This is a genomic window from Rhodoferax sp. GW821-FHT02C08 (assembly GCF_059421805.1).
This window is the reverse complement of record NZ_JBWKVR010000046.1, coordinates 1-14,878: the sequence shown is the minus strand read 5'-3', so window position 1 is coordinate 14,878 and position 14,878 is coordinate 1. Positions and strand designations below refer to the sequence as shown.

The following is a 14,878-nucleotide window of genomic DNA, read 5'->3' as shown; positions in this document are numbered from 1 at the left end:
CTGGGGTACTTGGCTCTCATGGGGCCAGCAGCTTAGCGGAAAGTCAGTATCAAAAAAGATTTTGAACAGGCTCTTAGCCGTCCACCAGTCAGCACCCGCGGTCTCGATGGGGTGCAAGCCTTGCTTGTTCCCATCCCCGAGACTGCAAGCGCGACTGCGATCCATGGTTTGAAATGTCCTATCAACGCAAATCACTTTCTGGAGTATGGAGAGACTGAGGGGGCCATGAAAGCAATACGGGTCAGAGCGGCGAATAAGCAATAAGCTGGCTGACGGCCACTTCTGAGTTGCGTGTATGACGGCTTCGGGCTCGAATGAAGCAGCTAGCCTTTCGACTACAGTCGGCCGAGGCTGTGTGAAAACAAGCAAACAGTCCTGGCGCAATTTTGGTAAGGTATCGTAATCCCGTTTTTCTTCTTGGCGAAGTCACAAAGGGAGCTTCGTGCGTCTGGTGTGGCCTGCAGGGGCCGAGAATTGCGTTTCTGTTTCTGATGGCGCAAAAGCGCGCAAGGGCTCATGCCCCAGCTAGCTTCATCGACTTCATCATCTGCTCCATGCCCAGGATACTCAGTACCCGCTTGAAGTTATAGGCTAGGACATGCAGGCTCATCTCCGTGCTCACATGCGCAATGGTCTTTGTCAGGAAGTGCGTCCAGCCCATCCAGTGCTTTAGCGTACCGAAGACGTGTTCCACTGTGCTGCGGCGTAGCGTCATTGTGTCGGGGTTGCGGTCCAACCGCTGTTGCACGCGCTCCAGCACGTCTTCGTGTTCCCATCGCTTGATGCGCCGGTAGTTCGATGTCGTGCACTGCTCCTTGAGCGGGCAGGTGGGGCAAGCGCTGCTCCAGTAGGCGTGTAAAGCCAGACCGTCCTCCACCGTGCTGAATCGGTAATCAGGTGGTGCTTTGAATCCACGGTCGCCTGTACGTTGTAGGTCACCAGGCCGGATCCTTTGGCTTGCGGCACCATGGAGCGGGCGTCGGGATCGGTGAGGAAGATCTGGCCGTCAGGCACCTCCTTCAGCTGCCGCTTTACTTCATCGAGTTGCTGCATTTGCTCACGCAACCTTCTGATCTTCTCTTGCAGACGTTCCGTCTTGGCCTCGACCTCGGTGGGCTGGGTGCGGTCGGCCGTCTTCAAAGCATCAAGATAACGCTGGATGCTGTGTTCGATCTGCTCCTGGCCCTTGTCGACCTTGTCCTCGTCCACATAATCGTCAAGGCACTTGGGTAGCAAGGTGATTTGCTGGCGGTCTTGGCCTTCGATGAATCGCTTCATGCATCACCTCGCTTGAATCCGTAGACTCAATATAGGCGATAGGATTGCGTTATTACACAGTCTTGGCCGATTGCGGCTCTTTAGGATAACCAAGTAGCTTCGCTGTCCAGGCCACGACTGCGCAACAAAGTGGGTGGTTTGCATCGGACCTTATTCCCTACAGCGTCAACGCAAACCCCTCCACAACCGCCCCAGGCGCGGTAATGCTTTGCAGCTGCCGCGCGCCATAGGTGCCGTCGGTTGGTACCAGCTCGGCGTGGTCGGTCAGCGCGACCAGGCCGGTGCCGAACATGCGCAGGAAGGAGTCGTCGAAACGCATCACCGGAATGGGGGCGACGATCTGGCCGTTTTCCACCCAGAAACAGGCGAAGCGGGTCATGCCGGTCATACGGCAGGCCTGGCGGTCGCTGTAGTTCAGGTAGTGCAGGTTGCTGATGTAGACGCCGGTGCCCAGCGTTTGCAGCACTTCGGCCTCGGGCAAGTGGCCGGGGGCCATGGCCAGCGACTCGGGGCTTTCACCGTCGCTGCTGCCGTTGGTGGCATGGCCATATTCCTTGGCGCTGCGTGGGCTGGTGAGCGATGTGCCCATCTGACCGGCGCGCACCAGTTCCACGGCGTCGGGTTTGGTGAAACCGTCGGCCTGGAAGCGCGGGGCGATGCCCTCTGCCGTGGCCTCGGTCAGCGTGAGCTGTGGGCTGAGCCAGGCCTGGCCCTTGTGGGCCAGCAGCAGGCTGGAGGTGCCAGTTTGCAGGTCTCTCAGACCAAAGCCACCCCAGGACAAGGTGCCCAGTATTTCGGCCACGGCCACCGGGCTGAAGTAGACGCGGTAGGCGCCCGGGGCCAGGGTTTTGGGCGGCAGCGCCAGCAAGGCGATACGGCTGCGGCCTTCGGCCACTCGCAGGGCAAAGTCGGCCTCGCTCCAGGCGGTGCCGGCGTAGCTGGATTTCACGGCCTGGTCCTTTTCCCGATACAGGCACCAGTCGAAAAGGAAGCTCTCCACGCTGTGCCAGTTGCGCTGGCCGCGGCTGTCGGCAAAGGCGCGTACCACGCTGCCGCCGGCGTAGAAGCCGACCAGGTCGCTGCCGGCCGCGTACTCGGCCACGGCGGCGATCAGTTGCTGCGGCGTGGGTAGGCTCCCGGCGGCGCTGCGCTCGGTGTCGACCACTGCATCGGGCAGCAGCAGGTAGGCGTCGTCGGGCACCAGGGGCAGCTGTTCCAGCAGGGCACTGCGCTCGGTCAGCAGGGCTGCAGTGTCGGCCACCAGGTCGCCGCCCAGGCTGATGTTGCTGGAGGCGCGCTTCTGGCCACTGACGACGCTAACCGTGCCGTAGCGTTGCTCCACATGCGTGGCCTGGCGTACCTGGGCGTGGTTGAAGCGGATGAAGTCGGACGCCTCGGCGCTGAAGTACAGGGTGACGCGGTCCGCGCCCGGTGCCGGGGCGCAGACGGCTGCGGCGAGTTGTTGAAAGTAGCTGTGCATCATGCGGCTCCGCCAAATACCGACACATCTTTGAACAGGCAGGCGGGTGCCGCGTGGCCTACGCGTATCACCTGGTTGGGCTCGCCCTTGCCGCAATAGGGTGTACCCATCACCTTGAAGGTGGACGCGTCGCCCACCATGGCCAGGGAGCGCCAAAAGCTGGCCGAGATGCCGCGGTAGTTGGGCCGCTTCACCACCTCGGCCAATTTCCCATTGCGCACCATCTGCCCCCATTCGCAGCCGAACTGGAACTTGTTGCGCGAGTCGTCGATGCTCCAGGACGCATTGGTACGCAGCAGGATGCCGTAGTCCATGCTGGCAACCATTTGCTCCAGCGTGCTGTTACCGGGCTCGATGTTCAGATTGCTCATGCGGTCTATGGGCGCGCGGTTCCAGTTGCTGGAGCGCGTGGTGGCCACGCCGTTGATACTTGGCCGCAGCCTCTGTGCCCGCGCCTGCGACAGGCTGCCGCCCAGCGGCCGCTGCAGTATGCCGTGGTGGATGATCCATTCCCGTTGCGCCGGCGTGCCGTCGTCGTCGAAGGCAAAGCCGGCAAATTCATGTTGCTGGTCGGGAGCGAAGCTGACGTTCAGCAGCGGGCTGCCGTAGGCGTAGTGGCCGAACATGTCCAACGTCACAAAGCTGGTGCCGGCGAAGTTGCGCTCATCACCCAGGATGCGGTCCAGCTCCAGCGGGTGGCCTATGCTTTCGTGGATCTGCAGCATCATCTGGTCGGGCATCAGCAGTACGTCCATCACGCCGCTGGGGCAGTTGGGGGCGTGGGCCAGCTCTAGGGCCTCACGCGCCACGCGCGGGCCGTCCTGGGCGAAGCCGGCGCGCTCCAGCACCTCCAGGCCACCTTGCTGGCAAAAGCCGTTGTATTGGCCGGCGGCAGAGCGGGTTTGCGTGTCGCCATTGGCGCTGGCCACGGCCATGATGTTGGGCACCACAAAGTCCCAGCTTTGCGCCATGTGGCCGCCGTCGCTGGTGATCAGCAACTGCTCGGTGTGCGTGGTCCACAGCGAGGTTGTGCGGTCCTTGATGGCCTCATTGATGTTGGCGCTGGCGCAAACTTCTTTGAGTAAATCAAAGCGCTCGGCCAGCGAGGTTTGCGCGATCGGTCGCGTGGTGGCGGAGCGGTAGTCGCCTTGGTCGCCGGGCCGTGGTGCCTTGCGAAAGTCGAACACGCTGTGCGTGGCGCTCGCCGATGCCAAGTCTTGCGCCTGCGCAAACGCTAAGCGCAGGCCGCGCTCCGACACATCGCTGGTCGCCGCATAGCCCAAGCCCCCGCCGTGCTGCACTGACACCATCACGCCGGCATCGCGCTCACGCGAGGGCGCCTCGGCCACGTCGTTGCGCACCGTCAGGCGCTCTGCACTTTCCACTACGTGGCGAACGGACCAGAAGTCTAGGCCGGCGGGCGCGGCGGATGGGGCGAGTTGTTCTATGGTCGGCATGGTGCTATGGAATATGTAGCTGCTAGCGCAGGTGGAATGTGCGTTAACTTAGGCTAAAGGCATTTGGGTTTGCGTGGCTTGGCACATCGTATCGTGCAGCTCCTGCACGGCTTGGATGTCCGGGTGGATGACGCCGCTGCCCAGGGTTTCCACAAATCTGCAAGCAGCGTAGGCAGGGGCTTGGGCTTCGTATTGGGCGATCCAGGCGTTTCTGACGCCCAGTTGCTCCGGCTTGATGGGCCAGACGCCGGGACGGGGTCGCATATTGGTCTGTATGCCGATGCGCCAAGGTTTGGGACTCACCCGGGCGCGAAAGCATTGCTGGTTGTGGCACATGGCGGCGTACACAGCATCTGCTTGTACCGCTTTGAAGAACGCGTCGACGATTGGGTCCGCGGGATCAAAAGGCTGGTGGGTTGCCAGTACGCGCAGGCCGGCGGGCGTACGGTACAGGCGCAGGCCCCAGTCGGTATGCTCTTGCGCGAACTGTGTAACCCGGCTGCGTGCCAAAGTCTCTGCGGCATCTGTTTCGTCGGGGCGGCGGTGTTGAATCCACCGCGTGATAGGCCCTGACGCAATGAATGCCAGCAGGGCAAAGGCAATGCCGGCAAACGGCGAGTGCGTGAGCCAGCCGATGGCCGCTGCCATCAGCAGTATGGCGACACAACCGCGCAAGCCAATCCGCAAGTAGGACTTCTTCGGAAAGTCGATATCGGCGAAGAGAGCGTGGGGTGTATTGAGACAGCGTGCGCCGTAGGCATTGCGCGTGATGATGGTGCTGCCGTGGCGGCTGACGATCTCCTCACGGATGGGTACGCCAGACGCGCCGTTGTATGGCATTTTGGGCTCGCGGCGCTCCAGCTTTTCGCCGGCCAACAGGCGGGACATGGCTTCTTGGGCACGCATGTCTGCGCTGGCTTGGGCGCTGGCCTGGTCGGTGTCCGACCAGCCAAAGCGGCGCACCGTGATCTGCTTTCCTCGGTGCTTTTGTTGTAGACGGGCCTCAGCCCAATACTGTGGAACGATCATAGGTATGTGGCACTTCAAGGGCGATGAACATGTGGCGCTTTCGTTGTTGCAGAAGGTGGCGTCTGTAGCGTGTTCTTCAGTGTGCAAAGAAGAATCGCACCAGTGCGAATGCCAGTGCAAACAAGTAGCCGTATGAAAAGCTGTCAATCCGCAGCGCATCTTGCCCGCGGCGCGCGCGCCAGGCGCCGAGTATGGCCATGGCCAGGCCGGCGGCTACCGGGGCCAGCAGCAGGTTGGCTAGCTGGCCCAGGTGGTTCAACACCAGGTGGGAAGGAAACACCAGCAGGCTCAAGCCACCGAAGGCTGCGCCAAAAACTGCGTAGCCCGCTGCTGCCAGCCAGGGGTTGCGCTTGCGTCGGAAAGGTTCTGCCAGGGTGTGCAGGCCCAGCTCAAAAAGCGCCTCCACGATGATCTGCAGCAGGAACTCGCCAAAGATGGAAAAGAGGAGCTCGAACATGCGCGTAAGGGAATGGGCGACCTGTTGCGGGAAGACGGTGGGCCACTATAGCCCAGCCCTTGCCAGCCCTCGCCAGCCTGTACCGGCGCGCTGCGCACAGCATAAATTCCTATTTTGATAGCGGCTGGCGCAGGTTCTGCCTGCGCTAGCGGCCGATTTCATTTGAATTTTGGTGGACAGATTCTTAAACCGGCTGCAGCGCGCCGCTCCATAGGCCGGCTTCACGCGTGGCCAGTAGCAGCAGGTCGCCAGTGCCGGGTGCGGCCACCACCAGCTGCCCGCCGGGGGCCCAGAAGCTGCTTTTGCCGGCGCTGGCATAGCCGCCGGTGGGGCCGCCATGGTTGGCCAGCAGTACGCCGACATTGAACTGGTGGGCGTATTGCTGCAGCTGGCGCGCGTCGCCGTCAAAACCGCCGACCGACACGAGCGAGCTGGCCAGGTACAGCGCTGCGCCAGCAGCGGCTGCGCGCTGGGCATGTGGTGGGTGCATGGAGTCGGCGCAGATGGCCAGGGCTGCGGCGGTATCGCCCAGCATGTAGCCGTTCGGGTTGCTGCTGTCCACCGGGCCCGGTGTGGCAAAGCCTTCTTCGCCGGGGTGCAGATGCTGTTTGCGGTAGACGCCGTGGCTGCCGTCCGGGTAGAAGCTGATGGCGCCGATGAATGGCTTGTCGGCCACGTGGCTGGTCAGCGGTGCACCGACAACGATGGCCATGCTGGCTTCGCGTGCCAGGTCTTTTATCGGTGCCAGTTGGTCGTTGTGCGGCTCCAACAGGCAATGGCGCACCATCGCGGGTTCATAGCCGCTGAGCGACAGCTCGGGGAACAGCAGCAGCTCGGCCCCGGCCTGACGAGCTGCAGTGATGAAGCGCAGATGCGTCTGCAGATTGCCGGCAATGTCGCCGGGTACGGAGCAGGATTGGGCGGCGGCGATGCGCAGGGTGCGGTGCGTGGTCATGGAAAGCTGAGGGTTTATTTGCTATCTAAAGTGTAGCTTCTGGTGTAGATGAAACCTGCGCCAGCGGCCTTTAAAGCCCTGGAATATGGACACCGCTACGGTGTGCCGTAGGCGATATGCTTTCATCTATAGTGATGAAAGCGTAGTCTGGGCACGCCCCATGCTAAGCACCGGTCTGCTAGTTTGCTGCAGCCAGGTGCTGGTCGTGCCGAATAGTGTTTCTGCCCATACACAGGAGTGAAAAATGGCTTTTGCAAATCTGAAGATCGGTGTCAAGTTGGCGGTCGCCTTCGTGGCGATTTTGCTGTTGACGGTGATCACCGGCGTCTACGCAGTGACCCAGCTGGACAGGGTCAACGGCAGCACCAAGGAGATCGCCACCGACTGGCTGCCTAGCACGCGCAGCCTGGGTGAGATTGATGCCGCACTGAACGAATACCGCCGGGCCGAGATTCAGCATGTGCTGGCCGTGGACCCGGCCGGGGTGGAGGACAACGACAAGCGCCTGCAGACGGCCCGCAAGCGCATTGATGATGCCTTGGTGGCCTATGAGCCGCTGGTGAGCTCCCCTGACGAACGGGCGCTGTTTGATGATCTCAAGCGCATGGCCAGTGCGCACTACGCCAGCAATGCGAAGTTGATTCCGCTGTCCAAGGGCGGCGAGGCGCAGCACGACCAGGCCAAGGCATATTTGAATGGCGAGTCGCGCACCACCTTCCGCGTGATGGCCGGTGCGATAGCCAAACTGGTGAAGCTGAATGGCGACGGCGCCGATGCGGCTTACCAGCTGTCGCAGCAGGTGTTCAGCTCGGCCCTGCGCTGGGTGATTGGTTTGCTGGTGGTGGCGATTGGTATCGCCAGCTTTCTGGCGGTGTGGATCACGCGGTTGATCACCGGGCCGATAGGCCAGGCCGGCGCGGCTGCCAGCCAGATTGCTGGCGGCGAACTGTCGCAACCGTTGCATGTGACCGGTGCCGATGAAACCGCCCAGCTGCTGCGTTCGCTGGAGGTCATGCGCAGCAGCCTGTCGAGTGTGGTCACGCGCGTGCGCCATGGCTCGGATGCGGTGTCCATTGCCAGTGCGGAAATCGCCCAGGGCAACCAGGATCTGTCGGCGCGCACAGAGAGCCAGGCCAGCGCGCTGGAGCAGACGGCGGCTTCCATGGAGCAGCTCAGTGCCACGATGCGGCAGAACGCCGACAGCGCGCGTGAAGCCAACCAGTTGGCGCAGCGGGCCAGCACGGTGGCGGTGGATGCCGGGGACGTGGTGGGCCAAGTGGTGGAGACCATGCAGGGCATCCACGAAGCATCGCGCAAGATATCCGACATCATCGGCGTGATTGATGGCATCGCCTTCCAGACAAATATCCTGGCGCTGAATGCCGCCGTGGAAGCGGCCCGTGCCGGCGAGCAGGGCCGTGGCTTTGCGGTGGTGGCGAGTGAGGTGCGCAGCCTAGCCGGCCGCGCTGGCAGCGCGGCCAAGGACATCAAGCAATTGATCGCCACCAGCGTGGAGCGCACCGAGCGCGGTACGGCGCTGGTGGGCAAAGCCGGGAGCACGATGGCCGAGGTGGTGACGGCTATTCGCCGCGTCAGCTTGATCGTGGGCGAGATCAGCACCGCCAACAACGAGCAAAGCGCGGGTGTCACGCAGGTGGGCGAGGCGGTAACGCAGATCGACCTGGTGACGCAGCAAAACGCCGCCTTGGTCGAGGAAATGGCGGCCTCGGCCAGCAGCCTGAAAGCCCAGGCGCTGGAGCTGGTGCAGGCCGTGGCCGTGTTCAAGCTGTCGCCGGGCGCGGGCGGTGGCTTGCTACTTGGGCGCGCGGCCTAGCGCGGACGGCTCAGCAGGCAAACGACTCCGCAAACTGCGCGCCGCCGTCCAGCAGGCAGACCAGCGACTGCGCGCTGGCTTCGAGTTGCGCGCCGTTGGAGAAGCGCAGCTCCAGCCGCACCGGGCCGGTCGATGCATAGGGCAGGGGCAGGGTGGTTGGCCGCAGTGCGCCGTCCCACAGCCGACCCTCCGATAGACGCCCCACGCATTCGGCGAGGTGCCCGCTCCAGACCACATCGTGTAGCTCCATGCGCAGGGGCTGCAGGTAGCCTATGCGCGCGTCCGCCAACTGCACGGACGCGGCGGAGAACACGATGGCCAGCGCTGTGGCCTGCGGCGTGCAGCTGCGCACCTCAGAGTCGTGAAAGCTGAATTGCATGGGGGCGGCTGGGTGTGTGCTCATGGTGTTGTTGTTGCTACGGGTTTCCGCCAATTCGAGTTTTGCAATTGAATATCGGCAAATCGCTATTGGATTCGTATCGTTTATTTCCCTAGTATGCAAGAACCGCTACCGGTGCTCGCTGTGCTGCCGGACCAATAAGGCGGATTTATTAGGAGACAAACAGAGTGAACCTACGCGGAAAACCCCTTTCGGCGCTGCTCGCCAGCGCCGCAGTCTTTTTGTCAACCACGTTTTTGAGCGCCTGCGGCGGCGGCACGGATACGGTGGCAACTGCCAGCTCGGAGGTCACGGCCAGGGCCGGTGCCGGCGATATCGCACCCGACACCGCACCCGATACCTCGGTGGCCTGGGTGCTGAGCTATTTCGGACCCAGCCAAGACCTGCCCAACGACTCGCTGCACCTGGCCTACAGCACCGACGGCCTGCACTGGAGCGGCCTGAACAACGGCAAGCCGGTCTACCAGGCGCCGACCACGATTGGCGGAATCGCCGGCTCCGGCCATATCCGTGACCCGTTCATCCTGCGAAAGAACGACGGCAAGTTCGTCTACATCGCCACCGACTGGACGCTGGCGGTGAACGACTCCAACTACTGGAACCGGCCCAGCTCGCGTATCTTCGTGGCCGACAGCGACGATCTGATCACCTTCAAAAATCCACGCTTCCTGACCATGGCGACCAGCCTGGGCAGCAACACCACGCCCCACGCCTGGGCGCCCGAGGCCTATTACGACCCAGACCGCCGCAACTACGCCATCGTCTGGTCCGGCAACGCTGACCGCAACCGCACCTATGTGAGCCACACCAAGGATTTCGTCAGCCTGACCAACCCCACGCCCGATGTGCTGTTCGACCCCGGCTATGACGAAATCGACGCCACGGTGACACCCTACAACGGCCACAACTACCTGTTCTACAAAGGTGAAGAAGGTAGCGGCAAAGACATTCAGTTGGCCAAGTCCTCGGGTACGGCTTTGGCTGCGGGTACCTTTACCCGTGTTTCGCCCAACTTCATCACTCGGGGGACCAACCAGAGCGTGCAGCAAGGCGTGGAGGGACCACTGGTTATCAAGGTACCTGGCCAGAACCGCTGGTACCTTTACGCCGACTACTACGGCAAGGGCGGCATTTTTGGCTGCTGGACCACCGACAACCTGGACGCCGATGTCACCAGCTGGACCCAGCTGACCAATGGTGTGGATTTCACCCTTCCAGCCGGGGTACGCCACGCCAACACCGTGCGCGTGACCCAGGCCCAGTTGGACGCCCTCAAAGCGCACTACGGCGTGACGCCCCCCGCGACACAGATCAAGACGACTTACTCTGAAGGTGGTGTGCCGTTTTACGTAGCGCATTCCTGGTTCCACGGCATGATCACCCCGCTGAGCGACACGGCCAATGGCCAGTTGCCCACCGATTTCAAGTGGAATGCCGTGCCCGGCCTGGCTAACCCGTCGGACCCCAGCCTGGTGTCCTTCGAGGCCCAGGGCTTCCCGGGGCGCTACCTGCGCATAGACAGCGCCAACCCGACGCGTTGGCCCAGCGGCAGCAGTGCCTCGCAAGCCAACCGCGGCTACGGCCTGGGCTGGATCGCCACCGCTGACCAGAAGAACCTGACCTGGGTGGACACTTTTGCCGACACCACGGTGTTCAAGAGCGACGCTACTTTCCGCAAGGTAACCGCGCTGAATGGCGACAGCAGCATGGTGTCGCTGCAGTGGTATGGCAACAGCAATCTGTACCTGCGCCACATGGCCTACCAGCTGCTGGGCCTGCCCAGCACGGGGACGACGCAGCAAAAGATTGACGCGTCCTTCACGCTGGAAACCCAGTAGGCCTCTGCCAGTTTCTCCACCGGTGCCCGTCTGCGGGCGGGCACCTCTTTTTTCATTTTTGCCAATACGCTATGACGCTATGAAAACCTATCTTTCCCGCATGATCGCCGGCTTGGGGCTGCTGGGTGTCACCGCCCTGGTGCCCCATGTGGCGCAGGCCGTGCCCGTGACCTCACTGGCGGTAGCGTCTTCCATCACCATGCCAGTGCTGAATGTGTTCGGCGGTGGCCCACAGACTCTGGTGCCCGGCATGACCTGGACCAGCACCAACAGTGATGCCGTGTTTGGCTATACCGACGGCTATGACTTCAATGGCAATGGCGCCTGGGACTACACCAAGACCATGGTGGGCACCAATGATGCCAGCTCCAGCATGACCATCACCTTCGACAAGGCGGTGACGGCCTTTGGTGGCTTCTTCAACTGGGCGCCGGGCGAAGGCTTGACCAGCATCGCCGCCTACGACGCGAACAATGTGCTGATCGAGTCGTTGGACCTGACGTTTCTGACCGATGGCAGCCTGAACTCGGGCGCCTTCTTCGGCTTCCAGGAGTCGGGCACGAGCATCAAGTCCTTTGTGATGACCGGTGCCTACATCGGCGCGGCCGACTTTCAGGTGCAGACCGTGCCCGAGCCCGGCACCGTGGCCTTGTTGCTGGGCGGCCTGGGTATGCTGGCCCTGGTGTCGCGACGCAAGTCCCGCGGCTCCTAGCCTGCCGGGCAGGCAGCCAAGGCGCGGCTGCCTAGCTACTGCCTATACTGGCCGGTGGATACATTGGTAGGAGACACACATGCCATGGACCACCCACGACGTGAGCAACGTGGTGCCCGAGCTGAAGGACATTCCGCTCTACCAGCGCGACCTGGCCCTGCAAGAAGCCTTGCAACGCGGCGGCGCCCAGGCGCAGGAGGCGGCCGTCTCCGCCTATGGCACAGCACTGGGCCGTGAGCAGACTATCCGCTGGGCCGAAGACGCCAATCGCCACAAGCCCGAGCTGCAAGCCTTTGACCGCAACGGCCAGCGCATCGACGTGGTGAGCTTTCACCCGGCCTGGCATGCGGTGATGGGCTTGTTGCGCGGGCAGAACCTGGTGTCCCAGCCGTTCTCCGACCCGCGGCCTGGCTGCTGGAGTGCTTACGCCGCCGGCTTTTACCTGCATGCGCAGGCCGAGGACGGTTCACTGTGCCCGGCATCCATGACTTTTGCCAGCATCCCGGTGCTGCAAAAGGAGCCGGCGCTGTTCGCCCAACTGGGGCCCAAGCTGTATTCCACCGTGTACGACCCGCGCGACCTGCCGATTCCGCAAAAGCAGTCCATCTGGATCGGCATGGGCATGACCGAGAAGCAGGGCGGCAGCGACGTGCGCAGCAACACCACCACGGCCACGCCCATAGCCAGCGCGCAGGGCCGGGGCGCTGGCTACAGCCTGGTCGGACACAAATGGTTTTTCTCGGTGCCCATGAGCGATGCGCATCTGGTGTTGGCGCGCACGCCGGCGGGGTTGTCCTGCTTTTTCGTGCCGCGCTTCCAGCCCGATGGCACAAAGAACGCGGTGCGCATCCAGCGCCTGAAGGACAAGCTGGGCAATAGCTCCAATGCCAGTAGCGAGGTCGAATTCCACGGCGCCTGGGGCCAGATGGTGGGCGAAGAGGGGCGTGGCATCCCGACGATCCTGGAAATGGCCGGCTACACCCGGCTGCACTGCGTCATGGGCAGCGCCGGCCTGCTGCGCGCGGCCACGCTGCAAGCCATCCATTACGCACGGCAGCGCCAGGCCTTTGGCAAGCGGCTGGTGGATCAGCCGCTGATGCAAAGCGTGCTGGCCGACATGGCTCTGGAGAGCGAGGCCGCCACGCAGCTGATGATGTATTTGGCCCAGGCTTTCGAGCAAGGCGATGCCCCGCTGGCGCGGGCGATTCAGCGCATCGTTACGCCAGCGGCCAAGTTCTGGGTCTGCAAGCGCGGCGTGGCGCTGGCCGGTGAGGCTATGGAGGTGTTCGGCGGCAACGGCTACGTGGAAGAAAGCCCCATGGCCAGGTTGTTCCGCGCCATGCCGGTGAATTCGATCTGGGAAGGTTCGGGCAATGTGATGTGCCTGGATGTGCTGCGCGCCATAGGCCGTGAACCGGCCGCGTGGCAACTGCTGCTGGACGATCTGGCGGCGCGCAGCCAGGGCGATGCGCGGCTGCAGGCGGCGCTGCAAGCACTGCGCAGCGCGTCGACGGCCGAAGCCGATGGCCGTCGCCTTGCGCAGACCCTGGTGCTGCTGGTGCAGGCAACGCTGCTGCGTCAATATGCGCCGAACTATGTTGCCGAGGGCTTCATCGCCTCGCGCTTTAGCGCCGACTGGGGCCGGGTCTGCGGTGTGCTGCCGAATGCGCTGGCGTGCAACGCCATCATCGCTCGCGCCTGGGGCGACGTGCTGTGAAGCAGGGAGTAATTTCTGCAGGTGAAAAGTGCCGCTGGCGCAGGTAGTATCTGCGCAGGCAGCTACTTTTATCGTAGCAAGAACGGTTTGAAAACTTTTCCCTTCGCCGCTATCGGTGCCGTATTGGCCCGTTTGGCGGATTGGCTATGCTGCAGCCTGTTACCTCTTTCGCATCCTGACTCCCATGCACATCACCTTCCGTTGCGACCCCGCGCTGCTGGACATCCTGCCGCGCCCGATTCCGGCCAAGCAGGCCTTGCCGGACTGGCTGCGCGCCATGCCGCCCAAGGCCTTTTCCGAGCTGCATGGCCGTGACATCCGCACCGTGAAGCAGTGCCCGCCATTCATCGATGCCATGTCGCACGGCTTCATGGTGCTGCTGCCCTGCGATGTGCGGGTGGAACAGGGCCAGTTCAGCTGGGACTGGGAGCTGCCACCGCTGACGGTGCAGGCGCACCCGCGCGCGCCGCTGAGTTTCCATGTGCCGGCGCAAATTGCCGGGGCGCCGTTTTTTGACGGCCATAGCTCTGCGCTGAAGTTCAACAGTTTCTGGACCATCGAGCTGGAGCCCGGCTGGTCGCTGTTCGCCACCCATCCGGTGAACCGGGACGACCTGCCATTTCGCCTGCTGACCGGCCTGGTGGATGCGGACCGGTTTACCGATGCAGGCATCAATTTCCCGGCGGTGTGGACCGCGCCCGACTTCAGCGGTGTGCTGCCCAAGGGCACGCCGGTGGCCCAGTGCTTTGCCGTGCCGCGCGCCGCGCCTACGCTGGTGTGCGAAGGTTTTTCGGCCGAATGCACGGCCCGTTATGACGCCCTGGTGGGTGAGGTGCTGGCTGCGCCTGGCATTTACCGCAAGCGTTTTCGCGCCAAGCGCGGGGGATCAACCGGGTAGGGTGGCTAGCTTAGCTTTCAGCGCATCCAGATCCAGCCACAGCGCGCCGTGCGGGCTGGAGGTGAGTGCATTGGCGATGCGGCCAAAGGTGTCGGCACGCAGCTTGTAGGCCTGGCCATAGGCGGCCATGGCAGCGGGCAGGGCGCCGGTTTCCTGCAGCGCGATGCCCAGATTCACGGCGGCCTCCACATAACTGGGTTGCAGTTGCAGCGTGGTCTGGAATGCCGCTATGGCAGCCGCCATGTCGCCCAGGTCTTGCCGCGCCACGCCCAGCTGGAACCAGGCTGCGGCATGCTGCGGGTGCTGTCGCACCAGGCTTTGCAGCACCGGGACGGCGGCCGCGTTCTGCCCCTGTTCGCACAGGCTCAGGCCCAGCAGATAGGCCGATTCGGGATGCGCCGAATTGAGCGTGCAAGCTTGTGCCAGGTAGGCCGTGGCTGCGGCCAGGTCGTTCTGGGCCCGGGCAATCTTGCCCGCCAGCAGCAGCGTGGGCGCATGTTGTGCACGGGCTTGCAGGCTGCTGTGCACATGGCTGCGGGCCAGGTCCAGTGCGCCGGCCTGCAGCTGCATCACGGCCAGCAACTGGTGGGCTGCGGGCTCGGCTGGTTGCCGCTGCAGTATGTCCTGGCAGATGCGCATGGCCGTGTCTGACTGCCCGGCGTTATAGGCTGTGATGGCCGCGCCTATTGCCTGCTCAAGTGTCTGCGGTGTTGCGGCCATGGTGCATGGATTCCAGATATGAAAATAGCCTGATTAGCTACCTGCCTCAGAGTATCGAAGAACAGTCAATGGAAGTGGCCGGGTCGTCACAGCCGCGCGCAGC

General features: G+C 63.1%; 12 protein-coding genes and 1 pseudogene. 5 read left to right on the top strand and 8 right to left on the bottom strand.

From position 1 onward, the window contains the following. Nucleotides 1-514: 514 nt before the first annotated feature. The 6 genes and pseudogenes from AC07VY_RS26345 to AC07VY_RS26320 form a co-directional block, all read right to left on the bottom strand. Nucleotides 515-1,197: pseudogene (locus tag AC07VY_RS26345) on the bottom strand (transposase); the annotation flags it as partial. Between the two features lie 238 nt (nt 1,198-1,435). After that, the gene (locus tag AC07VY_RS26340; protein ID WP_495100095.1) at nt 1,436-2,758 is read right to left on the bottom strand and encodes a TldD/PmbA family protein; all 1,323 of its coding nucleotides are present in this window, start codon (nt 2,756-2,758) and stop codon (nt 1,436-1,438) included. Then, nucleotides 2,758-4,215: a TldD/PmbA family protein gene (locus AC07VY_RS26335; protein ID WP_495100096.1), complete on the bottom strand. Its 1,458-nt coding sequence runs from the start codon at nt 4,213-4,215 to the stop codon at nt 2,758-2,760. The genes AC07VY_RS26340 and AC07VY_RS26335 overlap by 1 nt, the downstream gene beginning before the upstream one ends. A 48-nt stretch (nt 4,216-4,263) precedes the next feature. After that, nucleotides 4,264-5,244: a hypothetical protein gene (locus AC07VY_RS26330; protein WP_495100097.1), complete on the bottom strand. Its 981-nt coding sequence runs from the start codon at nt 5,242-5,244 to the stop codon at nt 4,264-4,266. Between the two features lie 76 nt (nt 5,245-5,320). Further along, entirely contained in the window at nt 5,321-5,701 is a 381-nt protein-coding gene (locus tag AC07VY_RS26325) for a hypothetical protein (protein WP_495074470.1), read from the bottom strand. 184 nt (nt 5,702-5,885) lie between these two features. Then, a complete protein-coding gene (locus tag AC07VY_RS26320; protein WP_495100098.1) occupies nt 5,886-6,656 on the bottom strand; it encodes a carbon-nitrogen hydrolase family protein in 771 nt (256 codons plus the stop codon). A gap of 244 nt (nt 6,657-6,900) precedes the next feature. Here AC07VY_RS26320 and AC07VY_RS26315 point away from each other — a divergent pair, with 244 nt between their 5' ends. Then, the gene (locus AC07VY_RS26315) at nt 6,901-8,490 is read left to right on the top strand and encodes a methyl-accepting chemotaxis protein (RefSeq protein WP_495100099.1); all 1,590 of its coding nucleotides are present in this window, start codon (nt 6,901-6,903) and stop codon (nt 8,488-8,490) included. Nucleotides 8,491-8,500: 10 nt separating this feature from the next. On the opposite strand, the gene AC07VY_RS26310 is transcribed toward AC07VY_RS26315, so the two are convergent. Continuing rightward, nucleotides 8,501-8,893 (bottom strand): hypothetical protein, encoded by a 393-nt coding sequence (locus AC07VY_RS26310; protein ID WP_495100100.1) that lies wholly within the window; start codon nt 8,891-8,893, stop codon nt 8,501-8,503. Between the two features lie 218 nt (nt 8,894-9,111). On the opposite strand from AC07VY_RS26310, the gene AC07VY_RS26305 reads away from it, so the two are divergent. The 4 genes from AC07VY_RS26305 to AC07VY_RS26290 all read left to right on the top strand — a co-directional run bounded on the left by AC07VY_RS26305 (nt 9,112) and on the right by AC07VY_RS26290 (nt 14,055). Further along, on the top strand, nt 9,112-10,728 hold the full coding sequence (locus AC07VY_RS26305; RefSeq protein ID WP_495100101.1) for an AbfB domain-containing protein: 1,617 nt from the start codon (nt 9,112-9,114) through the stop codon (nt 10,726-10,728). 79 nt (nt 10,729-10,807) lie between these two features. After that, the gene (locus AC07VY_RS26300) at nt 10,808-11,440 is read left to right on the top strand and encodes a PEP-CTERM sorting domain-containing protein (protein WP_495100102.1); all 633 of its coding nucleotides are present in this window, start codon (nt 10,808-10,810) and stop codon (nt 11,438-11,440) included. Nucleotides 11,441-11,519: 79 nt separating this feature from the next. Then, nucleotides 11,520-13,157 carry an isovaleryl-CoA dehydrogenase gene (locus AC07VY_RS26295; RefSeq protein ID WP_495100103.1) on the top strand — a complete coding sequence of 546 codons (1,638 nt, stop codon included), beginning with the start codon at nt 11,520-11,522 and terminating at the stop codon, nt 13,155-13,157. Nucleotides 13,158-13,341: 184 nt separating this feature from the next. Then, nucleotides 13,342-14,055, top strand: coding sequence for a hypothetical protein (locus AC07VY_RS26290; RefSeq protein WP_495100104.1), 714 nt, complete (start codon nt 13,342-13,344; stop codon nt 14,053-14,055). Here the strand turns inward: AC07VY_RS26290 and AC07VY_RS26285 are convergent. Next, nucleotides 14,044-14,775, bottom strand: coding sequence for a tetratricopeptide repeat protein (locus AC07VY_RS26285; protein ID WP_495100105.1), 732 nt, complete (start codon nt 14,773-14,775; stop codon nt 14,044-14,046). The genes AC07VY_RS26290 and AC07VY_RS26285 overlap by 12 nt on opposite strands. Between the last annotated feature and the right edge of the window lie 103 nt (nt 14,776-14,878).

Coding starts and splice junctions, on each gene's coding strand:
- AC07VY_RS26295 (WP_495100103.1), top strand. CDS start 11,520: ATGCCATGGACCACCCACGACGTGAGCAACGTGGTGCCCGAGCTGAAG.
- AC07VY_RS26320 (WP_495100098.1), bottom strand. CDS start 6,656: ATGACCACGCACCGCACCCTGCGCATCGCCGCCGCCCAATCCTGCTCC.
- AC07VY_RS26300 (WP_495100102.1), top strand. CDS start 10,808: ATGAAAACCTATCTTTCCCGCATGATCGCCGGCTTGGGGCTGCTGGGT.
- AC07VY_RS26290 (WP_495100104.1), top strand. CDS start 13,342: ATGCACATCACCTTCCGTTGCGACCCCGCGCTGCTGGACATCCTGCCG.
- AC07VY_RS26325 (WP_495074470.1), bottom strand. CDS start 5,701: ATGTTCGAGCTCCTCTTTTCCATCTTTGGCGAGTTCCTGCTGCAGATC.
- AC07VY_RS26340 (WP_495100095.1), bottom strand. CDS start 2,758: ATGCACAGCTACTTTCAACAACTCGCCGCAGCCGTCTGCGCCCCGGCA.
- AC07VY_RS26285 (WP_495100105.1), bottom strand. CDS start 14,775: ATGGCCGCAACACCGCAGACACTTGAGCAGGCAATAGGCGCGGCCATC.
- AC07VY_RS26330 (WP_495100097.1), bottom strand. CDS start 5,244: ATGATCGTTCCACAGTATTGGGCTGAGGCCCGTCTACAACAAAAGCAC.
- AC07VY_RS26315 (WP_495100099.1), top strand. CDS start 6,901: ATGGCTTTTGCAAATCTGAAGATCGGTGTCAAGTTGGCGGTCGCCTTC.
- AC07VY_RS26310 (WP_495100100.1), bottom strand. CDS start 8,893: ATGAGCACACACCCAGCCGCCCCCATGCAATTCAGCTTTCACGACTCT.
- AC07VY_RS26335 (WP_495100096.1), bottom strand. CDS start 4,215: ATGCCGACCATAGAACAACTCGCCCCATCCGCCGCGCCCGCCGGCCTA.